At 72.6% G+C, this 24519-nt stretch carries 20 protein-coding genes; 7 read left to right on the top strand and 13 right to left on the bottom strand.

The window, feature by feature from the left end; translation table 11 throughout:
• Window positions 1-5: 5 nt before the first annotated feature.
• From ACWDN5_RS17055 to ACWDN5_RS17040, 4 genes are all read left to right on the top strand, one after another.
• Window positions 6-1511, top strand: coding sequence for a PucR family transcriptional regulator (locus ACWDN5_RS17055; protein WP_449676972.1), 1506 nt, complete (start codon window positions 6-8; stop codon window positions 1509-1511).
• A gap of 107 nt (window positions 1512-1618) precedes the next feature.
• On the top strand, window positions 1619-1798 hold the full coding sequence (locus tag ACWDN5_RS17050) for a hypothetical protein (RefSeq protein ID WP_310974905.1): 180 nt from the start codon (window positions 1619-1621) through the stop codon (window positions 1796-1798).
• A gap of 82 nt (window positions 1799-1880) precedes the next feature.
• Window positions 1881-2561 (top strand): response regulator transcription factor, encoded by a 681-nt coding sequence (locus tag ACWDN5_RS17045; protein WP_043781112.1) that lies wholly within the window; start codon window positions 1881-1883, stop codon window positions 2559-2561.
• Complete coding sequence (locus ACWDN5_RS17040; protein ID WP_449676971.1) at window positions 2558-3682, top strand: sensor histidine kinase; 1125 nt, start codon at window positions 2558-2560, stop codon at window positions 3680-3682. The genes ACWDN5_RS17045 and ACWDN5_RS17040 overlap by 4 nt, the downstream gene beginning before the upstream one ends.
• Window positions 3683-3801: 119 nt before the next feature.
• Here the strand turns inward: ACWDN5_RS17040 and ACWDN5_RS17035 are convergent, their stop codons facing one another.
• Together ACWDN5_RS17035 and ACWDN5_RS17030 are read right to left on the bottom strand one after the other, a co-directional pair.
• Window positions 3802-4902: an alpha/beta hydrolase gene (locus ACWDN5_RS17035; protein WP_449676970.1), complete on the bottom strand. Its 1101-nt coding sequence runs from the start codon at window positions 4900-4902 to the stop codon at window positions 3802-3804.
• Window positions 4896-6449, bottom strand: coding sequence for a PHP domain-containing protein (locus ACWDN5_RS17030; RefSeq protein ID WP_449676969.1), 1554 nt, complete (start codon window positions 6447-6449; stop codon window positions 4896-4898). The genes ACWDN5_RS17035 and ACWDN5_RS17030 overlap by 7 nt, the downstream gene beginning before the upstream one ends.
• Window positions 6450-6518: 69 nt before the next feature.
• Here ACWDN5_RS17030 and ACWDN5_RS17025 point away from each other — a divergent pair, with 69 nt between their 5' ends.
• Window positions 6519-6947 (top strand): hypothetical protein, encoded by a 429-nt coding sequence (locus tag ACWDN5_RS17025; RefSeq protein WP_449676968.1) that lies wholly within the window; start codon window positions 6519-6521, stop codon window positions 6945-6947.
• Here ACWDN5_RS17025 and ACWDN5_RS17020 read toward each other — a convergent pair.
• The 9 genes from ACWDN5_RS17020 to ACWDN5_RS16980 form a co-directional block, all read right to left on the bottom strand.
• Window positions 6944-9055, bottom strand: a complete 2112-nt coding sequence (locus tag ACWDN5_RS17020; protein ID WP_449676967.1) for a 3-hydroxyacyl-CoA dehydrogenase NAD-binding domain-containing protein — start codon at window positions 9053-9055, stop codon at window positions 6944-6946. The genes ACWDN5_RS17025 and ACWDN5_RS17020 overlap by 4 nt on opposite strands.
• Window positions 9055-10245: a thiolase family protein gene (locus tag ACWDN5_RS17015; RefSeq protein WP_449676984.1), complete on the bottom strand. Its 1191-nt coding sequence runs from the start codon at window positions 10243-10245 to the stop codon at window positions 9055-9057. The genes ACWDN5_RS17020 and ACWDN5_RS17015 overlap by 1 nt, the downstream gene beginning before the upstream one ends.
• Before the next feature lie 128 nt (window positions 10246-10373).
• Window positions 10374-11003: a DUF998 domain-containing protein gene (locus ACWDN5_RS17010; protein ID WP_449676966.1), complete on the bottom strand. Its 630-nt coding sequence runs from the start codon at window positions 11001-11003 to the stop codon at window positions 10374-10376.
• An 83-nt stretch (window positions 11004-11086) separates the two neighbouring features.
• A complete protein-coding gene (locus ACWDN5_RS17005) occupies window positions 11087-11602 on the bottom strand; it encodes a hypothetical protein (protein WP_449676965.1) in 516 nt (171 codons plus the stop codon).
• Window positions 11603-11877: 275 nt separating this feature from the next.
• Window positions 11878-13482 (bottom strand): allophanate hydrolase, encoded by a 1605-nt coding sequence (locus ACWDN5_RS17000; RefSeq protein WP_449676964.1) that lies wholly within the window; start codon window positions 13480-13482, stop codon window positions 11878-11880.
• A complete protein-coding gene (gene uca / locus ACWDN5_RS16995) occupies window positions 13479-17012 on the bottom strand; it encodes an urea carboxylase (RefSeq protein ID WP_449676963.1) in 3534 nt (1177 codons plus the stop codon). Before uca ends, ACWDN5_RS17000 begins: the two co-directional genes overlap by 4 nt.
• A complete protein-coding gene (locus ACWDN5_RS16990) occupies window positions 17009-17644 on the bottom strand; it encodes an urea amidolyase associated protein UAAP2 (RefSeq protein ID WP_449676962.1) in 636 nt (211 codons plus the stop codon). Before ACWDN5_RS16990 ends, uca begins: the two co-directional genes overlap by 4 nt.
• Window positions 17641-18474, bottom strand: a complete 834-nt coding sequence (locus ACWDN5_RS16985; RefSeq protein WP_449676961.1) for an urea amidolyase associated protein UAAP1 — start codon at window positions 18472-18474, stop codon at window positions 17641-17643. Before ACWDN5_RS16985 ends, ACWDN5_RS16990 begins: the two co-directional genes overlap by 4 nt.
• Window positions 18475-18486: 12 nt before the next feature.
• Window positions 18487-19956, bottom strand: a complete 1470-nt coding sequence (locus tag ACWDN5_RS16980; RefSeq protein WP_449676960.1) for an amino acid permease — start codon at window positions 19954-19956, stop codon at window positions 18487-18489.
• 175 nt (window positions 19957-20131) lie between these two features.
• Here ACWDN5_RS16980 and ACWDN5_RS16975 point away from each other — a divergent pair, with 175 nt between their 5' ends.
• On the top strand, window positions 20132-20797 hold the full coding sequence (locus ACWDN5_RS16975; protein ID WP_310974918.1) for a TetR/AcrR family transcriptional regulator: 666 nt from the start codon (window positions 20132-20134) through the stop codon (window positions 20795-20797).
• Window positions 20794-21834 (top strand): tetratricopeptide repeat protein, encoded by a 1041-nt coding sequence (locus ACWDN5_RS16970; protein ID WP_449676959.1) that lies wholly within the window; start codon window positions 20794-20796, stop codon window positions 21832-21834. The genes ACWDN5_RS16975 and ACWDN5_RS16970 overlap by 4 nt, the downstream gene beginning before the upstream one ends.
• 386 nt (window positions 21835-22220) lie before the next feature.
• On the opposite strand, the gene ACWDN5_RS16965 is transcribed toward ACWDN5_RS16970, so the two are convergent.
• Window positions 22221-23444, bottom strand: a complete 1224-nt coding sequence (locus ACWDN5_RS16965) for an HRDC domain-containing protein (protein WP_449676983.1) — start codon at window positions 23442-23444, stop codon at window positions 22221-22223.
• A gap of 98 nt (window positions 23445-23542) precedes the next feature.
• Window positions 23543-24259, bottom strand: a complete 717-nt coding sequence (locus tag ACWDN5_RS16960) for a response regulator (protein WP_033261886.1) — start codon at window positions 24257-24259, stop codon at window positions 23543-23545.
• Window positions 24260-24519: the final 260 nt, after the last annotated feature.

The raw sequence follows: 24519 nt of genomic DNA, 5'->3' as shown, positions 1-24519 counted from the left end.
ACGAAATGACTCCGAACACGGATGCGCTGTCCACGGAGGTGAATGTCCCGTTACGGGACGTGGTCGGCAACCGGGAGCTCGCGCTCGACGTCGTCCCCGAGACGCTGCGGCCGGGCGCGCTGGACGCCCCGGTGCGCTGGGCGCACGTCAGCGAGCTGGAGGACCCCGCGCCCTACCTGCTGGGCGGCGAGCTGATCCTCACCGCCGGGGTCAACCTGCCGGAGCGGATCGACCGGTACGTGCGCGGGCTGCGTGACGCCGGCGTGACGGCGCTGGGGTTCGGGCTCACCCCGGCGGTGCACGAGACCCTGCCGGAGTCGCTGCGGCGGGCGTGCGCGCGGCGCGGGCTGCCGCTGCTGGTCGTGCCGTCGCGGACGCCGTTCCTGGCGGTCAACCGGGCGGTCTCGGTGGCGCTGGCCGAGGCCGGCCAGCGGGAGCAGCGGCGGATCACGGCGGCGCGCGAGACGCTCACGCGCGCCGCGGGCGGCGGCCTCGGCGAGCTGACGTCGGCACTGGCGGCGGTGCTGGGGTCCTGGGTCGCCCTGGTCGGCGCCGAGGACGTGCTGGCCGCCGCGCACGACGCGCCCGCGCCGCTGCCGCTCCCGGTGCGGGAACTGATGGCGACCGTGCGGGCGGGCAGCGGGATCCGCAGCGCGACCACCGAGCTCGACGGCGGGTTCGTCGTCGTCCAGCCGGTGTACCCGCAGGCCACGGCGTCGCACCTGGTGGTCGTCGGCCGGCCCGGGCGGCTCGACGGCGCCGAGCGGGCCATCCTCGCGGTCGGCGCGGCCCTGCTCGGCCTGGTCGGCCGCGCGGGCTCGGACGCGGCCGAGCTGGGCGCGGCGGCCACCGGCCTGCTGCTCGGCCGGGTGTCCCCGGGGGACGCCGCCCGGTCGCTGCTGGGGACGGACGTCGTCCGGCTGGTCGCCGGGGCGGCGTTTCGGCGGGGTCCCGATGAGGTGGCCCGGCGTCCGGACTGGCTGCGGGCCCGGCTGGACACGCCCCTGGTCTCGGTGGTGCCCGGGCCGTCGTTCGTGGCGATCGCGGGGTCCGTACCGCCGCGCGCGGTGCTGGAGGACTTGCGCGCCCACGGCTGGCTGGCGGCGGTGGGCTCGCCGGCGCCGGCCGGGCAGCCGTCCGAGGGCGAAGCCGAGCTGCTGCTGGCACGGGCGCTCGCGCTCGGCCATCCGGTCGTGGCCGGGGGCGAGCGGCTGGACTTCGACGCGCTGCTCGACCCGGGCGCGTCCCGCGTATTCGCTTCGAGGGCGTTGGAGCCGTTGGTGGCGCTGGACCGGGCGGGGGACCGCTCGCTGGTGCTGACGCTGCGGACATGGCTGGCCCACCACGGCGCCTGGGAACCGACCGCCGCCGAACTGGGCGTGCACCGCAACAGCGTCCGGCACCGGATCGCGCAGGTAGAGAAGGCGTTGGGCGTCGATTTGGCGGATCCCGAGACCCGGATGCGGCTGTGGTTCGCGCTCCGCTGGGCAGACGCGCCGGACCGGGTTTAGGGGTCCACGCGTCGACGCCGCGCCGCCGGTTGCCGTAACACGCGCCTGTCCGGCGTCGACTCGGCTGGGGTACCGAAACGCGGGAACAGGTTCCGGAAAGGAAGAGCATGGGTCTGGAAGGCTGGATCGAGCCCATCACCCACATCAAGGCGACCGGTCAGGTGTCCGGCGGGAAGATGACGGGCGCCACTGTCGAGGACAGCAACGGCACGACGATCGATCGCAATCGCACCTTCGCGTCCAAGGCGGCTTTCCTCACTTGGGCGAGGCAGCGGAAGACGTACTGACCGCCGAGTCGCTGCTGGGTGTCACACCCGGTGCACGACGTCCTTAAAGGGCACTCTCAGGAAAATATGGGATTGTGGGCTGGTGCGAGTTTTGGTAGTCGAGGACGAAGAACCCCTGGCCGACGCGATCGCCCGCGGGCTGCGCCGCGAGGGGATGGCGGTGGACGTCGCGCTCACCGGGGACGACGGGCACGAGAAGGCCGCCGTCACGCGGTACGACGTCGTGCTGCTGGACCGGGACCTGCCCGGGATGTCCGGGGACGAGCTGTGCCGGGAGATCGTCGCGTCCGGGGAACTGACCCGGGTGCTGATGCTCACCGCGAGCAGCTCGGTGTCCGACCGGGTCGACGGGCTGTCGCTGGGCGCCGACGACTACCTCGCCAAGCCGTTCGCCTTCCCCGAGCTGGTTGCCCGGGTGCGGGCGCTGGGCCGCCGGGCCACGCCGGCCGCGCCGCCGCTGCTCACCGCCGGGGACGTCGAACTCGACCCGGCCAAGCGGACCGTGCGGCGCGCGAGCGGGCCGGTGGAGCTGACGCGCAAGGAGTTCGGCGTCCTCGAGGTCCTGCTGCAGGCGGCCGGGTCCGTCGTCAGCAGCGAGGAACTGCTCGAGCGGGTGTGGGACGAGAACGCCGACCCGTTCACCACGACCGTCCGGGTCACCGTCATGACGCTGCGCAAGAAGCTCGGCGAGCCGGGGATCATCGAGACCGTCGTCGGCTCCGGGTACCGCGTGCCGGAACCCGGCACCCCGCAGCGCGCGTGAACCTGCCGGGCACCCGCACCCTTCGCGCCCGGATCACGCTGCTGGCGACCGTGCTGGTCGCCGCCGTCAGCCTGCTGCTGCTCTGGCTGGCCTGGACGCTGGTGCGGGACTCGCTCGACACCGTCCCGCAGATGCCGCCGGGCAGCACGGTGGTCGTCGACGGCGTCACGGTCGACGCCTCCACGCTCGCCGAGCACCTGCGCGTGCACGCCCGCGACCGGATGCTGCTGTTCGGCTCGATCGCGTTCCTGCTGGTGGTGGCGGCCGCGGCGATCCTCGCCTGGACGTTCACCTCGCGCGTGCTGCTGCCGCTGCGCGAGATCACCGGCACCGCGCGGCGGCTGTCGGTCGAGTCGCTGGGGGAGCGGATCGGCGAGATCCGCTCCCGCGACGAGCTGGCCGAGCTGGCGAGCACGTTCGACGACATGCTCGACCGGCTCCAGGCGGCGTTCGACGCGCAACGCCACTTCGTCGCCAACGCGAGTCACGAGCTGCGGACGCCGTTGTCGGTGATCCGCACGGAACTCGACGTCACCCTGGCCGACGACGCGGCCGACGAAGCCGAGCTGCGCCGGATGGCCGGCGTGGTCCGCGACGCGACCGAGCGCGCCGGGCAGCTGGTCAACTCCCTGCTGCTGCTGGCCCGCACCGACGGCGCCGGGCTCGGCGTGCGCGAGCCGGTGGATCTCGCGGTGGTCGTCGACCGGGCGTGGCGCGCGGTGCAGCGTGAAGCCTCGCAGCGCGGCATCCGGGCGACGTTCTCCGTGGTGTCGGCGTCCGCGTTCGGCGACCCGGCGCTGCTGGAGCGGATCGCGGGCAACCTGCTGGAGAACGCGGTCCGGCACAACGTCGAGGGAGGCTGGCTGGAGGTGGCGACGCAGCCGGGGCCGCGGTGGTCGACGCTGCGGGTCCGCTCCTCGGGCGGCCTGGTCGACCCGGCGGCGGTGCCGGAGCTGTTCGAGCCGTTCCGCCGCGCGGGCGTGGCCCGCACCGCCCGCCACGGCGCGGGTCTGGGCCTGTCCATCGTCCGCGCGGCGGTGGCGGCCCACGGCGGAACGGTCACGGCCGAGCCCATCGTGGGCGGCGGCTTGGGCGTGACGGTCCACCTCCCCGTCCACTGACCCCGTGATCGAAGGGTCAACTCACGTGATTGGAGGGTCAACTCACGTGATTGGAGGGACGACACGCCGCGGCTCGGTCGATCCGTCGTGTCGTCCCCTCAATCACGCGTGTCGACCCTTCAATCACGCGTGTCGACTTCCTGATCACGGGGTGGGGTGAGGGCGAGGCCGGCTCGGAGGACTCCGGCGGCGTGGAGCATGGCTGCGCGGGCGTCCGGGTCGACGCCGACCCGGTTGGCGAAGCCGTGGAGCTGGCCTTCGTGACGTCGGTGCACCAACGCGACCCCCGCTGCGGCGAGGCGGGTTGCGTAGGCCTCGCCTTCGTCGCGGAGGAGGTCGAAGCCGCACGTGGCCACGTACGTCGGGGGGAGGCCGTCGAGACTTTCGTCGTATAGGACCGAGGCTCGCGGGTCGGTGTAGGACTCCGGGTCGCGGACGTACTGGTCGCGGTACCAGGCCCACTCGTCGCGGTCGAGGCGGAAGCCCGACCCGAACTGCTGGTGCGAGAGTGACGAGCCGAGGGCGTCCGTCGCCGGGGTGAGCAGGAGGCTGAACGCCGGGCGGGGCAGCTCGCCGCGGGCCGCCGCGTGGGCCACCACCGCCGCCAGGTTGCCGCCGCTGCTGTCGCCGCCCACCGCCAGCCGCGCCGGGTCGATGCCGAACTCCGCCGCGTGCTCGTGGACGAAAGCGAACGCCGCCACCGCGTCCGAAGCCGCCGCCGGGAACGGGTGTTCCGGCGCGAGCCGGTAGCCGATCGACACCACCCGCACCCCGGCTTCCTCGGCGAGCAGCCGGCACGCGCCTTCGTGCGTGTCGATGCTGCCGAGCACGAACCCGCCGCCGTGGAAGTACACGATCGCCGGGGCGGGCGCCGGGACGCCCTCCGGTTCGTACCACCGCAAGGGCAGCGGCCCGCCCGGCCCGGGCCACGACGCGTCGCGGGTCCGGACGCCGGGGCAGATCCCGGCACCGGCCAGCGCCCCCGCCAAGTTCAGCTCGGTCCGGGCCCGCGCCAGGCTGCCGTTCTGGTGCGGCGAGTCGAACGGCGCCAGCCGCGACACGCGCATGAGCACCTGGGCGGTGAGGACCGGCCGCCGGCCGTCCACCACCACCGGACGGCCCGCGATCACCCGCAGCACGGGTGAAGGCAGCCGCAACAGGAACCGCAACCCGGTCATGATCGACCACACGAGCAGCCGACGGGACAGTCCACTCAGCACAGGTCCACAAAAACCGGATTCGCGTACAACCACAAGTCCTCGAACGGATTCGCCTGCCCGATGACGTCCGGCGTCGGCTCGGCATCGCCGTTCGAGCCCCGCACCCGCAGGTAGAACGGTTCCCGGACGTTCCGGAAGGTGTGCCGGAAGACCACCTGCCGTCCCGGCGCCCAGCGCGGCTCGAACGACTCCACGACCCGCGTGCCCGGCGCGGTCATCGTGTCGCGGTCGGCGGCCGGGCCGGTGACGGGCCCCGCGATGACGTCCAGGCGCGCCAGCCGCGGCACCGAGCCGCCGCCGTTCGGCCGGGACGCCAGCCGCGCCCGCACGACGACCGTGACGTCCGAGCCCCGCCGCACCCGCAGGCGCCCGCCCAGCGTCGCCGCGGAGCCACCGCCGTGCGCCTCGACCTCGAGCCCGGCGACCAGACCGCCGTGCGAGCCCCAGATCCGCCCGGCCCGCAGGCCTTCGAGGACGCCTTCGAGACTCCGCCGCGTGACGCCGACGTACGTGCGGCTGAACTCGCCGGGGTAGAAGTCCGCGTACGGCGCGAGCAGCTGCGGCTTGCCGGAGTCGACCGGGTCCGGGAACTTGCCGTGCGTGTCGTACCAGTCGCCCGGCACGTCCGGGCGGACCAGCGTGTCGCCGCGGTTGTAGTGCGAGTCCGAATTCGTGGTGACCCACCACGGCTTGCCCTCGGCCAGCAGCGAGTCCCACAGCCCGCCGACCTTCGCCGTCGCCCAGTCCCAGCCGCCGTGCGTCCGGTACGCCTCGGCCGGGAAGCCGGGCCACGAGTTCGCACCGGGGTTGTTGACGTACCCGCCGCGCGCACCGCCGTTGCCGAGCGGCTTCGGGAAGCCGTCCGCCTGGGCGCCGGGTGCGCCCTCCATACCGATGACGATGTCCGGCGCGGCGTCGCGGTAGGCCCGCAGCTCGTGCGGGGCGACGCGGCCGTTGCGCAGCGGGTGGTTGATCAGCACGACCGGCGCGTGGATCCGCCGCGCCCGTTCCTCGTCGGCGAGCCAGCGCAACGCCCGCAGCGCGAGGGCTTCGTTCGCCGGGCTCGACGCCTCCGAGTTCGTCAGCCGCCAGTCGAACGCCCGCTCGAACTCGCGCAGCTTGGCCGCCTGCGCCGAACCGGCCTGGAAGAACACGGTCGCGTGCTCGGCGCCCGGGACGTTCCACTCCATGCCGTGCCACAGCAGCAGGTCCGGGTACTTCCGCCGGGCGGCGAAGAAGTCCGCCTCGGTGGGCTCGACCGACACCTTCTCGTGCTCGGCGTGGCCGTGGTCGGTGAAGACGATCCAGTCCGCGCCGTGCGCCCGCCCGCCGCGCGCGATGTCGTCGATCCGGTACATCGCGTCGTAGGAGTACTGGCTGTGCGTGTGGTGGTCGCCGACCAGCCACTGGTAGCGGCCGCACACCCGGCCCAGGTCGAACTCGGCGGGAGCGGAAGCGGAAGCGGCGGCGGGAGCCGCGAGGGGCACGCCCGCGGCGGCGGCCGCGAGTCCGGCACCCTTGAGGAAGCGGCGTCTGTCGGTGGTCACGGCGGGACGCTAAGCCGCCGGGGTGAACGGGCGGTGTCCCGGCGGCCAACGTGTGCTGTGATCTTCGGTGTGGCGGAAAAACCCCTGGCCCGGGTGCTGGTGGCGGCCGGCGCGCTCGCCTTGGCGGCCGGCGTCGGGCTGGCCTTCTTCATCGCCGCGCTCGTCCGGCCACCGGACCTGCCGGTGGACACGAACCCGGCGCCCCTGGCCGGGCACACGCTGTGCGCGGCGGTCGTCGTGACGTATTCGTCCGAAGAGGACATGCGGGCCGCGGTGCCGGTGCTGCGCGACGACCCGAAGGCGCGGCGGGTGTTCCTGGACCCGCCGTCGGTCTCGCTGCTCGCCGTCCCGGGCACCGACCTGAAGGCCTGGGCGCAGGAGCTGCACGCCCGCTACCGGACCGCCGAGCGGGTCACGGTGATCGACTCCGACACGACGGCGGCGCAGCTGAAACTCACTGCGCCGCCGCCGAAGTGCCCTCGCGAGGGCGAGTACTAGGCCGTCGGGACCGAGGCCACGCCCGGGGCGAGGAACGGCTTGCCGTTCACCCGCTCGGAGACGCCGGAGCGGTCCAGGTACGGCGTGATGCCGCCGTTCCAGAACGGCCAGCCCGCACCGAGGATCAGGCACAGGTCGATGTCCTGCGCCTCGGCGACCACGCCCTCGTCGAGCATGATCCGGATCTCCTCGGCGATGGCCGCGAGCGCGCGCTCCCGCACCTGCTCCGAAGTGGACGGCCGGTCACCCTGGGTCCAGAGTTCGACGACCTCCGGGTCGGCCGACTGGTTGCCCTGGGCGTCCCAGATCCAGACGCCCTTCTTGCCGGCCTTCACGAACTTCGCGAGGTTCTCGGACACGGTGAACCGGTCCGGGAAGGCCTCGTGCAGCGTCTCGCCGACGTGCAGCGCGATGGCCGGGCCGACGAGCTGCATCAGCGTCAGCGGCGTCATCGGCAGGCCCAGCGGCTCGAGGGCCTTGTCGGCCACGTCGAACGGCGTGCCCTCGTCGACGGTGACCAGCACCTCGCCGAGGAAGCGCAGCAGCAGCCGGTTGACGACGAACGCGCTCGCGTCCTTCACCAGCACACTGGACTTCTTCAGCTGCTTGCCGACCGAGAACGCCGTCGCCAGGGCCGCGTCGTCGGTCTTCTCGCCGCGGACGATCTCCAGCAGCGGCAGCACGGCGACCGGGTTGAAGAAGTGGAAGCCGACCACGCGCTCGGGGTGCTGCAGCTTCGACGCCATCGCGGTGATCGACAGCGACGAGGTGTTCGTCGCCAGGATCGCCTCGGGCTTGACGTGCTGCTCCAGCTCGGCGAACACCTGCTGCTTGACGCCCAGTTCCTCGAAGACGGCCTCGATGACGAAGTCGGCGTCGGCGAACGCGGCCTTGTCGAGCGAGCCGGTGACGAGCGCCTTGAGCCGGTTCGCGCCGTCCGGGGAGACGCGCTTCTTGGCCAGGAGCTTGTCGATCTCGGCGTGGACGTACCCGACGCCCTTGTCGACGCGCTCCTGGTCGACGTCGGTGAGCACGACCGGCACCTTCAGGCGGCGGACGAACAGCAGCGCGAGCTGGCTGGCCATCAGGCCGGCGCCGACGATGCCGACCTTGTTCACCTTGCGCGCCAGGGACTTGTCCGGCGCGCCGGCCGGGCGCTTGGCGCGCTTGTTGACCAGATTGAACGAGTACAGCCCGGCGCGCAGGACGTCGGACATGAGCAGCTCGGCGAGCCCGTCGGTCTCGGCCGCGTAGCCGCGGTCGAGGTCGTTCTCACGGGCCAGTTCGAGCAGCTCGACGGCCTTGGTGGCGCCCGGCGACGCGCCGTGCGTGCGGCCGTCCACAATGGACTTGGCGCGGGCGATGGCGGCGTCCCAGGCCGAGCCGCGGTCGATCTCGCGGCGCTCCGGCTTGATCTCGCCGTTGACGACCTTCGCCAGCCACAGCAGCGACTGCTCGAGGTAGTCGGCCGAGCCGAAGACCGCGTCGACGATGCCGAGCTCGGCCGTCTGCTTGACGGTGAGCATCTTGTTCTGTGCCAGGGCGTTCTCGATGATCACCGTGACGGCGGCGTCCGCGCCGATCAGGTTCGGCAGCAGCTGCGTGCCGCCCCAGCCCGGGAACAGGCCGAGGAAGACCTCGGGGAACGCGATGGCGGCGGTGTTCTCCGACAGCGTCCGGTAGTGGCAAGACAGGGCCAGCTCCAGGCCGCCGCCCATGATCGCGCCGTTGACGAACCCGAAGGTGGGAATCGAAGACTCGGTGAGGCGGCGGAACACGTCGTGCCCGGTCTGGGCGATCTCGCGCGCCAGCTTCGGGTCGCTGACGGCTTCGACGCCGGACAGGTCGGCGCCGACGGCGAAGATGAACGGCTTGCCGGTGACGGCGATCGCGGCCGGCTCGGCGGCGAAGGCTTCGTCGAGGGCGGCGTTCAACGACACGAGCCCCTGCGGGCCGAAGGTGTTCGGCCGGGTGTGGTCGTGGCCGTTGTCGAGCGTGATCAGCGCGACCTGCTTGGTCAGGCCGGGCACCTTGATCAGGCGGGTCTTCGCGTGGGTGACGACCTCGTCGGGGAACGCGGCCTTCGCCTCTTCTGCGGTGAAAGTCATTACTTGGTCCCCTCGAACGCCGGGTTCTCCCAGATCACGGTGCCGCCCATGCCGATGCCGATGCACATCGTGGTCATGCCGTACCGCACGTCGGGCCGCTCGGCGAACTGGCGGGCCAGCTGCGTCATCAGGCGGACGCCGGACGAGGCCAGCGGGTGGCCGCAGGCGATGGCGCCGCCCCACTGGTTGACGCGCGGGTCTTCGTCGTCGATGCCGAAGTGGTCGAGGAAGGCCAGCACCTGCACGGCGAAGGCCTCGTTGATCTCGAACAGGCCGATGTCGTCGATGGACAGGCCGGTGCGCTTGAACAGCTTCTCCGTGGCCGGCACCGGGCCGATGCCCATGACCTCCGGCTCGACGCCGGCGAAGGAGTAGCCGACCAGCCGCATGGCGACCGGCAGGCCCAGCTCGCGGGCGGTGTCCTCGTCGGCGAGGAGCGATGCGGTGGCGCCGTCGTTGAGGCCCGCGGCGTTGCCTGCGGTGACCCGGCCGAACGGGCGGAACGGCGTCTTGAGGTTCGCGAGCTGCTCGACCGTGGTGCCCGGCCGCGGCGGCTCGTCCTCGGTGGCCAGGCCCCAGCCGAGCTCGGCGGACCGGGTGGCGACGGGCACCAGCTCCGGGCCGATCTTGCCGGTCTTGACGGCTTCGGCGTACTTCTCCTGGCTGCGCGCGGCGTAGGCGTCGGTGCGCTGCTTGGTGATCGCGGGGAACCGGTCGTGCAGGTTCTCGGCGGTCTGGCCCATGACCAGGGCGGTCGGGTCGACGAGCTTGTCGGCGATGATCCGCGGGTTCGGGTCGACGCCTTCGCCCATCGGGTGGCGGCCCATGTGCTCGACGCCGCCGGCGATGGCGATGTCGTAGGCGCCGAAGCCGATGCCGGACGCGGCGGTGGTGACGGCCGTCATGGCGCCGGCGCACATGCGGTCGATGGCGAAGCCGGGCACGGACTTGGGCAGCCCGGCCAGCAGCGCGGCGGTGCGGCCGATGGTCAGGCCCTGGTCACCGGTCTGGGTGGTGGCGGCGATGGCCACCTCGTCGACGCGCTCGGGCGGCAGTTCGGGGTGCCGCCGCAGCAGCTCGCGGATGGCGTTGACGACGAGGTCGTCGGCCCGGGTCCCGGCGTACATGCCCTTGTCGCCGGCCTTGCCGAAGGGGGTGCGGACCCCCTCGACGAAGGCGACATTGCGCACGCCTCGCGCGGTCGGCGCGAGCGGCGTTGCTGGTGCGGCCACGAATGCTCCAGAGATGTAGACGTTGTTGACCGCACGATAGCCCTTGTTACCCACCGGTAACCAGTGGTGTGGCCCGGTCGAGTGGGCTACGGCACACTCCTGGGCTTCAGGGTGCCGCCTTTGACGGCCCAGGCGACGCCGAACGCCTCCACGGCGACGGCCTCGAGCCACAGCGCCGGGTGCAGGTCCGGGGTGAGCCCGAGGTACTTGGCCAGGGCGATGAGCACCAGGCAGGCGAGGATCACGCCGCCGCAGACGCGGTAGAGGGCGCCGAACTTCTCCGGCTGTTCGCCGTCGTGCGGGAACAGCCTCAGGCAGAAGTAGGCGAGGGAGAGGAAGAACACCGCGGCGAACGCGAGGTGCAGCACACCGACCGTGCGGTCCCAGCCCGTGACGTCGTGGCCCGGGGTGGTGGGGAACAGCGCGAGGCCGATCGCGCCCAGTCCGGCGACCGTGCTCGCGATGTTGTCGACGTAGTCGTGGCCGTAGTAGGCCAGCAGGAACACGCCGACCGCGCACATCGCGCCGACGAGAACGTCCCGGAGATCGGTGTAGTAGTAGCTGCTCAGCGAGCCGAGGAGGTCGCCGCCCTGGACGAGCTGCTTGCCGAGGATGAGCACGAACGGCAGCGCGAGGCCGATGAGGCCGATGGCGCGCCGGAGGAACAGGTACGAGTGGACGAGGGTGGTCTGCGGGGATCTGGTCGCCGTGGTCATGGCCGCCTCCGGGGGTTCACTCAGGAGAATCGGCGTCGAGGTGCCCACGGGTGAGGCTTGTTACCGCGGAGTTGCCCAAGTCCTCAGCCGATCGTTACGGAGTTCGGCGAAGGTGCCGTCGCGGTGGGCGGTGGGGGTGAAGCCTTCGAGGACTCCGATTCGGGCGCCTTCGGCCGGGTCCCAGACTTCGAGCCCGGCTTCGGCGGCGACGTACAGGAGGCCGCCGTGGCCCCACATGCGCCCGGCGGGCCCGGCGAACATCCCGGTGCGGCGCCCGGTCGCGGGGTCACGAGCCACCGCTCGGACGGGCTCGGGTGGAGTGCGCCCAGGAAGTAGTCGAGGTAGTGCTCGGGAACCGGCCGCCCAGGTTCATTCGGCGGGGTGTCCCGGTCGGTCAGCAGCTCTCCTCCGGGCAGGGCGAACACGTCGAGGCGGTTCCAGTCGGTGGCTGCGACGACCTTCGCCGTCTCGCCTTCGCCGAGGAAGGCCAGCGGGAACCGGGTGAGTTCGTTGTCGACCCAGTCCCGGTCGAGGTGGACCACGGTGACCCACTCGTCGAGGTCGATGACGGTGGCGAACTGGCCGTAGTCGGAGACCACCGCGGCGAACCGCCCGTCGCGGGAGGTGTGCCGCGGTGAGCGCGAGCCAGTGTCCGGGCATCGGCGCCAGACAGCCGTCGTTCAGCGGCTGCACCGGGCAGGGGCGGGTGGACCAGGCACCGCCGGGTTCCCGGTCCCGCACCAGGATTTCGGGCTCGCCGTGCCAGCGCGCGGGAAAGCTCTTCTGGTCGGTCCGGGCGCAGGGTGCCGATGCGGCCCGGATGGCCGCAAGGCAGGGTGTTCATGACCTCAGTGTCACCCCGCCCCGCAACCCATTATCCGGCGCCGAGGTGCGCCAGCCACCCGCCCTTCGCCGAGATGTCCTCCGCTCCCTCCGTGGCCGACGGCTCGCAGAGGAAGCCCGAGACCCGAGTGCCATCGGCCAGTTCGAGCTTGCCGATCGCCAGTGGCGCCGGGATTCCGGCCACGAACGAGCCGAACCCCGCCGGCGGCAGGTCCCACACCTCCGCGGCGACCGAGACCCCGCCGGATGCCACCCGCACCAAGCCCGGCTTCGGCGGCACCGTGTCCAGCGCGTACAGCCGGTACGCGGCCGCCGTCGAGACCGCGGACACGAACCGGCCGCCGCGGGAGGTCAGCTCGTGGTTCAGCGGCTGGCCCCTCAGGTGCGCTCCGACCACCACGATCGGGATGCGGGACGAGCGCAATCCCGCCAGTGCCGCCAGCTTCAGGTCGTCGTGCGGCGCGCCGAGGAACATCACGCCGAACGGGCGGCCGGCCACCGTTCCCGCCGGGACGGCCAGCGCAGACAGCCCGAACAGGTTGGTCGAGTTGGTGAACCGGCCGAGGCGGGCGTTGACCGCCACCGGGTCCGCCGCGACCTCCGCGATCGTCGGGTGCTCGGTCGTCGTCGGGAGCAGGAGTGCGTCGACGCCCGCCAGGGCCACCAGCGCCTCCGCCCGCAGGCCCGCCAGGGTGGCCTGGTCGGCGAACAGCCGGTGCGCGGGGATGTCCCGCGCCGGTGCGATGATCGAACGCACGACCGGGTCGACCGCCTCCGGGTGCGCGTCGATGAACTCGCCGACCGCCGTGTACCGCTCGGCGACGAACGCGCCGCCGTACAACAGCTGCGCCGCCTCCAGGAACGCCGAGATGTCCACAGTGGTCACTTCGGCACCCGCTGCCGCGTACTCCGCGACGGCCGCCTCGAACGCTTCGGCCCAGCCAGGAGCCAGGGGACCCAGCTGGTCCGGGGACGGGACACCGAGGCGGAACCGTCCCGTGTGGACCTGCGCGGGCTCGGCCAGGCAGGTCAGCGCGAACGACGCCTCCTCGACCGTCCTCGCGAACAGCGAGACGCAGTCGATGCTCGCGCACGCGGGGACCACCCCGAGCGTCGGCAGCAGGCCCGGCGTCGGCTTGAGCCCGACGATCCCGTTGAACGCCGCGGGCACCCGGCCGGACCCGGCCGTGTCCGTGCCGAGGGCCAGGTCCACGATGCCGAGGGCGACCGCCACCGCCGAGCCCGAACTCGACCCGCCGGAAACGTAGGCGGGGTCCACGGCGTTGCGCACCGCGCCATAGGGGCTGCGCGTCCCGACCAGCCCGGTCGCGAACTGGTCCAGGTTCGTCGTCCCGAGGACCAGCGCGCCCGCCGCCCGCAACCGCGCGACGACCGGCGCGTCGGCCTCCGGCTTGTACGCGTAATCCGGGCAGCCCGCCGTCGTCGGCAGCCCGGCGACGTCGATGTTGCCCTTGACCGCCACGAGCTTCCCGTACAGCGGCAACCCGTGCTCCGGCAGCGCCGCCGCCTCGGCCAGGACATCGGCTTCCGGCCGGAGGTCGATCCAGATCTCCGGCCGGTCCACCTGCTCGATCCGCCGGTACGCGGCCCGCACCCGCTCTTCGGCGGGGCTCATCCGAGCACCACCAGCGGCGTGCCGGGGGCCACCTGGTCACCGGGGGACACGAGCACCTCGACCACCTCACCGCTCGCCGGCGCGGGGATCCGCGCCTCGGTCTTCATCGCTTCCAGCGTCACCAGCGACTGCGCGTCCTCGACGCGCTCGCCCGCGGTGACGTCGACCCGCCACACCGTCGCCGCGAACGGCGCCTCCACGACGTGCCCGCCCGGCGGCGCCTCGACCCGCGCCGGGGGCCGGGTGACCGGCTCGGGCTTCGGGTCGAACTCGCCCGCCGCCGCCCACGCCTGCCGCTCCGCCTCGAACGCCGCCGCCTGCGTCGCCCGGAACTCGGCGATGCTCCCGGCGTTGTCCGCGAGGAACTTCTGGTAGTCCGCCAGGGCGAAGGAGCCCTCGGTCGTGTCGAGCTCCAGCTGCCCGGACGCGCTCTGCGCCCGCATTTCCAGGAGCTCATCGGCCGAGACCGGGTACCAGGAGATCCGGTCGAAGAACCGCAGGTTCCACGGCCGGTCCCCACCGCGCCAGCTGTTCCACACCTGGACCGTGCGCCCGACGAACTGGTAGCCGCCCGGGCCCTCCATGCCGTAGATGCAGAGGTACGCGCCGCCGATGCCGACGGAGTTCTCCGCCGTCCACGTCCGGGCCGGGTTGTACTTCGTCGTCACCAGGCGGTGGCGCGGGTCCAGCGGCGTGGCCACCGGCGCGCCGAGGTAGACGTCGCCGAGGCCGAGCACCAGGTACTCCGCGTCGAACACCGTGCGGTACACGTCGTCCACACTGGACAGACCGTTGACCCGCCGGATGAACTCGATGTTCCACGGGCACCACGGCGCGTCGTCGCGGACGCCGGTCATGTACCGCTCGATCGCCTCGCGGGTGGCCGGGTCGTCCCACGACAGCGGCAGCCGGACGCTGCGGCTCGGCACGACGAGGTCGTGCGTCGGCGGCAGGTCCCGCTCCAGCTCGCGCACCAGCCCGAGGGCCTTGCCGACCGGCAGCGCGTCCGGGTCGAGGTGCACCTGCAGCGACCGGATGCCCGGCGTCAGGTCCACGATCCCCGGGACGCCTTCGGTCGTCAGGCGCTCGGCGAGCGCGTGCACCCGCATCCGCAGCGCGAGGTCGAGCTTCATCTCGCCGTACTCGACGAGCAGGTTGTCGTCGCCGCTGCGGCGGTAGGTGACCGACGGCTCTTCGTCGGACGCGGGCATTCGCGCGAGGACACCGCCGTCGTCGCGCGCGGGCCGGCTCGGTTCGACCGCCGAGGCCGGCCGCGTCCGCAGCGCCGCCGCATGGTCGGTGCCGATGGGCACGAACCGCACGGTGTCGCCCGGGCGCAGCTGGCCGAGCTTCCAGCGCTCGCCGGTGGCGACCGTCGCCGGGCAGACGAACCCGCCCAGGCTGGGGCCGTCCGGGCCGAGCAGGATCGGCAGGTCACCGGTGTAGTCGACGGCGCCGATCGCGTACGGCGTGTCGTGGATGTTCGACGGGTGCAGGCCCGCTTCGCCGCCGTCCGGGCGCGCCCACTGCGGCCGCGGCCCGACGAGCCGGACACCGGTGCGCGCCGAGTTGAAGTGCACCTGCCAGTCCGTGGCGTAGAACGTGTCGACGTCGTCCGGGGTGAAGAACTCCGGGGCCGCGTGCGGGCCTTCGAGCGCGCCGATCGTCCAGTGTGGAGCGAAGACCGGGCGTTCCGCGGCGGCGACCGGGCCGACCACCGGGTCCGCCGGGGCCGGCCCGGGCCGCAGGACGTCCCCGGCGGCCAGTGCGCGGCCGCCGTGCCCGCCGAACTTGCCCAGCGTGAACGTCGCCGCACTGCCGAGGAACTCCGGCACGTCGACGCCACCACGCACCAGGACGTAGCTGCGCAGGCCGGCCGTGCACGCCCGGACGTCGAGGACCGTGCCCGCCGGGACCTCGACCGGCGTCCACAGCGGAACCTCGGCGCCGTCGACGAGCACGGTCGTCGGAGCGCCGGTGACGCACACCTCGGTGGCGTCCGAAAACCGCAGCGCGACGCCGTCCACGGTGCACTCCAGACCGGGCGCGCCCTCGGGGTTGCCGAGCGCGAGGTTGCCCAGCCGCAGCGAAAGGTCGTCCATCGGCCCGCTCGGCGGCACCCCGACGGCCCAGTACCCGGTGCGGCCCGGCCAGTCCTGCACGGTCGTCATCGTCCCGCCGCGCAGGACGTCGATCCGCGGCTCCGCGTCCCCGACGTCGTCCAAAGTGGACGTGTCGTGCGCGGCGGCGCCGAACGCCGGGTCGGCGGCCGCTGCCCGCAGCTGCCCGAGGTTGGTCTGGACGCCGTCGAACCGGGTCGCGGCGAGCGCTTCCCGGAGGTTCGCCAGTGCTTCGGTGCGGTCGGCGCCGGTGCAGATCACCTTGGCCAGCAACGGGTCGTAGTGCGTGGTGACGGTCGTGCCCGGCTCGACCCAGGTGTCCACGCGGGTGTCCTCGGGCAGGGTGACCCGGGTGACGAGGCCCGCGCTCGGCCGGTGCCCGGCGCCCGGGTCTTCGGCGTACACGCGCGCTTCGACGGCGTGCCCGCGCGGGACCGGCGTCGCGCGGAACATCGCGCGGTCGCCCTGGGCCAGCCGGAGCATCCAGGCGACCAGGTCGACGCCGTAGACCGCCTCGGTGACCGGGTGCTCGACCTGCAGCCGGGTGTTGACCTCGAGGAACGCCGCCTCGCCGCGCTCGGCGTCGTAGACGTACTCGACCGTGCCCGCCGAGCGGTACCGCACCGACGAGCACAGCGCGACGGCGGACTCCACCAGGTGCTTCCGGACGTCCTCGGGCAGGTCCGGCGCCGGGCACTCCTCGACGACCTTCTGGTTGCGCCGCTGCAGCGAGCAGTCGCGCGTGCCCAGGGCCAGGACCTCGCCGAAGCCGTCGCCGAACACCTGGACCTCGACGTGCCGCGCACGGGTCACCAGGCGTTCGAGGAAGACGCCGGAGCTGGCGAAGCTCTTGGCGGCGACGCTGCGCACGGTGTCCCAGGCGGCGCGCAGCTCGTCCGGCGCCGCGCAGGCGCGCATCCCGATCCCGCCTCCGCCGCCGGTCGCCTTGAGCATCACCGGGTAGCCGATGTCCTCCGCGCGCGCGAGCGCTTCGTCCACATCGGACAAGAGGCCGGTGCCTGCGAGCAGGGGGACGCCGGCCGCGATCGCCGCTTCGCGCGCGGTGTGCTTGCTGCCGAACACCTCCAGGTGTTCCGGCGACGGCCCAACGAACGCGATCCCGGCGTCTTCGCAGGCCCGCGCGAACGCCGCGTCCTCCGAAAGGAACCCGTAGCCGGGGTGGATCGCGTCGCAGCTGGTGTCGAGCGCGGCCCGGATGATGGCGTCGGCCCGCAGGTAGCTTTCCGCCGCGGGCGCCGGACCGAGCCGGACGGCCCGGCCGGCCAGCCGGACGTGCGGGGCGAGGCGGTCGGCGTCGGAGTGCACCGCGACGGTTTCGAGACCCAGGTCCTTCGCGCTGCGCAGGATCCGGACCGCGATCTCGCCGCGGTTGGCGACGAGCAGCCTCACGCGCCGACTCCCGGGGAGATGACGACCATCCGCACCGGCGTCGGGTCGAACCCGTTGCACGGGTTGTTGATCTGCGGGCAGTTCGAGACGAGCACCAGCACGTCGGTCTCGGCGCGCAGCCGGACTTCCAGGCCCGGCGCGGAGATGCCGTCGACGATGCCGAGCGTGCCGTCTTCCTCGACCGGCACGTTCATGTACCAGTTGACGTTGCTGACCAGGTCGCGCTTGCCCAGGCCCCACTTGGCGCCCTCGATGAGGAAGTTCTCCACGCAGGCGTGCTGGTACCGGGTGTGCTGGCCGTAGCGGAGGCTGTTGGACTCCTTGCTGCACGCACCGCCGAGCGTGTCGTGGCGGCCGCAGGTGTCGGCGACGACGGTGAGCAGCGGCGCGCCCTCCTGGGTGCGCAGCACGCTGCCGGTGGTCAGGAAGATGTTGCCCTGCGCGGCGACCGTCGCGGCCGCGCTGTAGCGCTTGGCGGTGTCGTTCGCGTCGTAGCAGAGGAAGTCGACGGCCTGGTTGCCGCCGAGGTCGATGATCGCCAGCTCCTGGCCCTGCTGCAGCACCGTCGAATACGGCGCCCGCGCGGGAACGTCGACGCTGACTTCCAGCTGGGACTCGTAGGCCGTGCTCATGCGATCCCCCGTGCGGTCAGGTAGTCGGCGGTGTTCTCGAACGCGCGCTGCGCTTCCGGCGTGTGGGTCCATTCCGGACTGTCGGGGGTGGTCGGCCGGTCGCGCCAGGCGAGGACTTCGAGCTTGGTCACGGTGTAGTCCGGCCGCGGGTCGACCGGGTGGGCGACGTTCGCGATGAGCACGATCGACGGGATCTCGATCCGCAGGTCGACCGACCGGCCGGCGCCCGCGGAGCCGGTGAACTCCAGGCCGCCCTCCGGCTGGACCCGCACCCCCTGGAAGAAGGACAGGCTCGGCGGCAGATCACGCGGTCCGAGACCGTTCTTGGCCGCCGCCAGGGTGAGCAGCGGCAGCCCGGCGGGGGAAGGGCTCTCCGGGGCGCCGTCGCCGTAGCGCGTGATGTTGCCGTCCACAGTGGACGTTCCGCAGAGCGCGTCGTGCTGCCCGCTCGAATCCGCGACGATGGTGGCGAGCACCCGCGCCTGGTCCGACAGCAGCGCCACCGACTCGCCGAGGTAGGCGTTCCACTGCACCTTGACCGTGTCCGCGACGTTCAGCCGCTCCCACGGCCCGTCGGCGTTGAACAGCAGCAGGTGCGCGCAGGCGTCGCCGTCGACGTCGGTCAGCCGCAGCCGCGTGCCGCGGGCCAGCACCTTGTGCGTGTACCCGCCGCCGGCCACGGTTTCGGCCCAGGTCAGCGCCTCGGGGGCGACCTCGGCCGGCGGCGCGGGCCAGGTGCTCGCCGGGATCGACGGCATCGTGTCGACCACGGTGCCGGCCTGGGCGCGGGCGTGGTCGCGCGCTCCGTGGGTCGTCGCGGTGGTGCTCATGGTCGTCCTCTCTCAGGTCGCGGGTTCGAGGGCGGGAGCGGGACGCAGCCGCAGCCAGCAGAGCCAGCCGATCACCAGTGCGCCGCCGACGAACTCTATCGGGAACAGGAGCATCCAGGGGGAGCCCGAACCGGCGAGATCGTAGATCTCCGCACGTGGCCAGGCGATGTTGACGATCATGCCGATTCCGTACAGAACGGCTGCTCCGTTCAGCGGTACGCCCCAGCGCCCGAGCGAGAACCGGCCCGGCTCGGCCGGGACCCGCCCGCGCAGCCGCTGCACCAACAGCGGCCCGGTCACCAGCAGGTAGGCCAGGTAGACCACGACCACCGACGTCCCGGTGATCGTGCTGAACAGCGTCGGGTTGCCGACGTTGAGCAGCAGCAGCCCGATGGCCAGCGCGCCGGACAGCAGCGCGGGCGCGACCGGCGTCCCGGTGCGCGGGCTGACCCCGGCGAGGCGGGCGGAGGCAGGGAGCGCGCCGTCGCGGGCCATCGCGTAGATCAGCCGGACGGTGCCGGTCTGGATGGTCAGTGTGCAGACGATGACGGCGATCGCGACGTCGGCGAGGAAGACCCGGCCGAGGGTGTCGCCGAAGACGGCGGTGATCACGTACGGCAGGCCCTTGCCGGCGAGCTGCCCGTCGGTGAGGCTCGGCGCGGCCATCAGCGCGGTGACGACCACGGCGAGGCCACCGATCCCGGAGACGAGCACGGCCCGCAGCACCGCCCGCGGCGCCGTCCGGCGCGCGTCCTTCGTCTCCTCCGCGACCGACGCGGCGGTGTCGAAGCCGTAGAGGACGTACGCCGCCATGAGCGCCGAAGCGAGGACGCCGCCGATCCCGGCGCTCGTGCCGGGTGCGTCGTGCAGCACCACCTGCGGGCCGCGGACGGCGAACAGGAGCAGCCCGGTGATGAGGACGACGACGCCGAGCAGCTCGGCCGCGACGCCGACGTCGTTGATCCGCGCCATCAGGCGGACCCCGCCGGCGTTGACGGCAGTGGTGAAGACAAGCAGCACGGTGCCGAGCAGCACGGCGTTGGCCGCGCCGGTCGGTGACGTCACCGAACTGTCGCCGCCGACGAACTGGAAGCCGTCCCACACCGACGGCAGCACGACCTGCAGCGCGATCGCCGCCGCGGCGAGGGCGACGATGCAGCCGATCAGCATCATCCAGCCGGCGAGCCAGCCGAGGAAGCCTTTGCTGAGCTGTTTCGCCCACTGGTACACGGATCCGGCGAGCGGGTAGCGCGCGGCGAGCTCGGCGAAGTTGAGGGCCACCAGCAGCTGGCCGGCCAGGACCACCGGCCACGTCCAGAAAAAGAGCGGGCCGCCGAAGGTGTAGCCGAAGCCGAAGAGCTGGAAGACGGTGGTGAGGATGGAGACGAAGGAGAACCCGGCGGCGAAGGCGGAGAACCCGCCCAGCGACCGGCGGAGCTCCTGGCGGTAACCGAAGGCGGCGAGTTCGTCGGGTGGCGTCATGCGGGCTCCTTGTTTCGATCGCTCGACAGAAATTAGGTCTTCGCCGCGACGCGATGATCTCCGCCGTGTTAGGGCGCGGTTAACGGCCGGGTCGACGCGGTGTCAATGACGACATCCGGGCGTAACCGCACCGCCGTGCGCGTGTCGCGGCCGAAGACCTGGCAAGATCACGTCCGTGGTCAAAGGGTCGGGAGTCGGCAGGCCGAGGGCGAGCGGAGCGGCGGCGAACCGTCCCGACGCGCGCCAGGCCGTGCTCGACGCGGCGGGCGAGTTGTTCACCGGAGCCGGATACGCGGCCACGACGACCAGGGCGATCGCCGAACGCGCGGGCTTGCGCCAGGCGTCGCTCTACTACCACTTCCCGGCGAAGGAAGACATCCTCGCGGCGTTGCTGGCGGAGACGGTCCGCCCGTCCCTCGCGCTGGCGGCTCGGCTGGTGGCCGGAGCGGCCCCGGCGGCGGTCCGGTTGTGGGCGCTGGCGTACGCGGACATCGGCCTGCTGGGCGGCGCGCGGCACAACCTGGGCGCGTTGTACCTGCTGCCGGAGGTCGGATCGCCGAACCTGGCCCGCTTCCGCACCGAGCGCGCGGAACTGAAGGCGGCGTACGGCCGGCTCGTGGCGGCGTCCGGTGTCGCGCCGGCGGCGGTCGGGATCCGGACGGACCTGGTGTTCGGGTTGGTGGAGAGCATCGCGGTGATCCGGCGGGACGACCCGGCGCTGGACGTCGAGGCCCATGTGCGCGAGGGAGCGGATGGGGTGGTCCGCCTGGTGGGCGTGGGCGAGCCGACGGACGAGCTGCGGGCGGAGGCGCACGCGCTGCTGGCGGCCCTGGCGGAATGAGCGTCGACCGGCTCCGGGGCGAGATCGCCTGGCTGCACGCGAAGCTGCAGCGCCGCCGTCGCCAGGACGACCAGACGGCCCTCGAGCTGCGCGGCGAAATCGCGGACCGGCTCGCGGAGCTGCGCGACCCGGAGACGGAGCCGTGGCTGCGCGCGCTGGTGGCGGACCAGACCCGCGTGTTCGGCGCACGCCACCACGCGACGCTGGCGTCCTGGTTCCTGATCGCCGCGCGCTGCTCGCAGACCGGCCGGGTGGACGAGGCACTGGAGCTGTTCGCGTCGGTCCGTTCGGCGTATGCGTATGTCCGCGGACCGGACCACGATGCGGTGGTGCGCTGCACGTACGCGATCGGTACCGCACTGGCCGACGCGGGCCGGTACGCGCCGGCGATCGAAGTCTTCCGGTCCCTGGGCGGCACGGATTGCACGTCCGACATCGCCCGGGCCCAGATCGAGCTGGCGAGGTTCGACGAGGCCGAGCAGACGTTGCGCGCGGCCCCGCCCGAGTGGGCGTCGGTGGCCGGGTTCCTGCGCACGACGATCCAGGCGGAGCTGGGCGCCCCGGGCCCGCTGGTCGAAGGAATGCGAGCCCAGCTGGCCGAGGGAACGGGCGACGGAGAGGCGGCCCGCATGTGGCTGTCGTACGGGTTGCTGCTGGCGGGCGAACCGGAGGAAGCGGCGGAGCTGGCAGCGTCGGTGGTGGCGGCGAGGGTGGCGCACCCAGGCCCGGAGGACCGCCAGACGTGGGAGGCGAGAGTGCTCCTGAGCCGGGCGCTGGCGGAGACGGACCGCCTGGAGGACGCGGAGCACTACGCACGAGCGGCCTTGGCCTCGGCCCCGTTGCCCCCGGGACACCCGGACCTGCTGCACGCCTTGACCACGGTGGCCCGGGTGCATGCCCGACGAGGGGAGTGGCCGGAAGCGGTGGAGTCGTACGAATTCGCGGTGGAGGGCTTCGAGACCGTGCTGGGCCCCGAGCACCCGCAGACGGCAAAGACGGCCGAGGCACTGGCGAAAGCCAGGAATCAAGCGATCTAACGAGATTCACCACTACCCAGCAGGTTGTTGATGATCCGGGAAAGCTCCCGCATCGTCCGCATCCCGAGCTGCATGGACTGAGCCCCCACCCGCAACGGCCGGATCGCCGCGCGCAACGGCGCGTTGATCGCCTCGAGCGGCCGGATCTGCGTCAGGAACCCCGTGATTCGGCCAGGTCGTCGAGCGAGTGGTCGGCCACCAGGTCCATGGCGTGCCGCCATTCCGCGGTCCCCGCGCCGGCCAGCACCGCCTCCTCGATGTCGACGTACTGCAGCTTTTCGATGATCCGATGCTCTCGCGGTCCACGAACACTTCGATCTTGCGCCCGTGCGCGGCAGCCCAGGGCAGCCGGTGTCCGGCACAGCACGATTCCCGGATCTGTCCGTTCAGGCAGCGGTGGTCTGCAACGCCTTGCTCAACGCCGCCACGGTCAGTTCGACCTGCCACGGCCGCGCGCCACCGGCCCGCAGGACTTCCGCCACCGAGTCCTCGTCCGTCTCCGCCGGCGGACGCCAGCACGTCCGGCGCACCAGGTCCGGCAGCAGCAGGTTCTCCACCGGCAACCGCCGGTCCTCCGCGATCGCCGTCAACGCCGCGCGCGCCGCGGACAACCGGGCCGCGGCGTCCGGGTCCTTGTCCGCCCAGCGGTTCACCGGCGGTGGTCCGTCGGTCGGCTGCGAAGGCGAGGGCAGCTCCGACGCCGGCAGCGCCCGGGCCGCCTGGAGGTGCCGCAGCCAGCTCGCCGTGTACTTGCGCTGGACGCGCCCGCTGAACACCGGCAGCGCCTGCAGCTCTTCGACCGTCTTGGGGTCCGCCGTGACCGCGTTGATGATCGCGCTGTCCGGCAGGATGCGGCTCGGGGCGCGGTCGCGCTTGCGGGCGAGCTCGTCGCGGGCCTGCCACAGCTCGCGGACCGCCGCGAGACCGCGCGGGCTGCGGATCTTGTGGACCCCCGACGTCCGGCGCCACGGCTCGGCGCGCGGGGGCGGCGGCGGGGCCGTCCGCACGTTCTCGAACTCCTGGCGCGCCCACTCCAGCTTGCCCTGGGCGCCCAGCTCCGCTTCCAGCTTCTCCCGCAGCTGGACGAGCAGCTCGACGTCGAGGGCGGCGTAGTTCAGCCAGTCGACCGGCAGCGGCCGCTTCGACCAGTCGGCCGCGCTGTGGCCCTTTTCGAGGGTGTACCCCAGCAGCAGCTCGACCAGCGTGCCCAGCGCGACGCGTTCGTAGCCCGCCAGCCGGCCGGCCAGCTCGGTGTCGAACAGCGCCGCCGGGTGCAGGCCCAGTTCGGCGAGGCAGGGGAGGTCCTGGGAGGCCGCGTGCAGGACCCACTCCAGGTCGTTGAGGACGTCGCGCAGCGGCTGGAGGTCGTCGGCCAGGGCGATCGGGTCGATCAGCACCGTGCCGGCACCCTCGCGGCGCAGCTGCACGAGGTAGGCCTTGGGCCAGTACCGGTAGCCGGACGCGCGTTCGGTGTCGACGGCGACCGCTCCGGTGCCCGCGGCGAGCTTCGCGCAGGCCTCGGCCAGCGCGGCAGCGTCGGTGATCACCGGGGGCGTGCCCTCGGCGGGTTCGCGTAGCAGCACGGGGCCGCCCGTGGACTCGATCTCCATCCCGGTGTCCTCGGCCTCTGTGCTTCCCATGGTTGACGACCCTACGGGACGGGCATACCGCGCCTGGTCTGCCCGCCCCGCAGGGCTGTTCGCTTGCGTCAGCGGATCACGCCGGCTCGCATGGCCAGCGCCACCATCTGGGCCCGGTCGCCCGTGCCGAGCTTGCGCCCGATCCGGGACAGGTGGGACTTGACGGTGAGGGCGGAGAGCGAAAGCTCCTCGCCGATCTCCTTGTTGGACTGCCCGTCGGCGACCAGCTGGAGCACCTCCACCTCACGAGCGGACAGCTCGCGCGGGGTGTTGTCGGTGCCCGCGACGCGGGTCCCGGTGGCCAGCACCGGAGCCACGCTCGGGTCGGCGTAGACGCCGCCCTCGAGCACGCGCCGCACGCCGTCGGTCACCACGACCGGCGACGCGGACTTCAGCAGGTACGCCTGGGCCCCGGCCTGGAAGGCCGAGCGGACCGCGTACGGGTCGTCCGAGGATGCGAGAACGACCACGCGCGGCCAGCCGTGGCTACGGAGTTCCGTAACCAGCTCGATGCCGCTGCCGTCCGGCAGTCCGAGATCGAGGATCGCCAGGTCACAAGGCCCGGTGGCCTGTGCTCGCGCCCTCGCCTCGGCCACCGTGGCGGCTTCGTGGACGGTCCCCGCACCCATCTGTGCGAGTCTTGCTGCGATTGCCTCCCTCAACAGCGGGTGGTCATCGACCACCAGTACCGAAAAGAGCTCTTCCCGCGGGTGCGGAACCATGCTCGCCGGCAACGCGCCGGCTGGCGTGGATCGGACGGCCTGAGAAATGCCGACGGTAGCCACGTCACTACCTCCCTGGAGTCGGTCGTGCCCCCCGACCGGCACCGGGACCTTCGGCCGTTCAGCCGCGCCAGCTTTAGACCGAAAGTGGTGTCGTCGAAGGCACTGTAGCCGTCCTGAGGCCGTTGCGGGGGGATCGAATGGGTATCTATCTCAAACGAACAGTCACTCAGTGGGTTCGTAGTAACACGATCGGGCTAGTACACGGCCGGTTGCTAACGGATAGCCCAGTGAACGCGATGCAAAGGAGTTACCGGCGCCCA

This window comes from Amycolatopsis sp. NPDC003731 (assembly GCF_053586895.1).
This window is presented reverse-complemented; position numbering and strand designations above follow the sequence as displayed.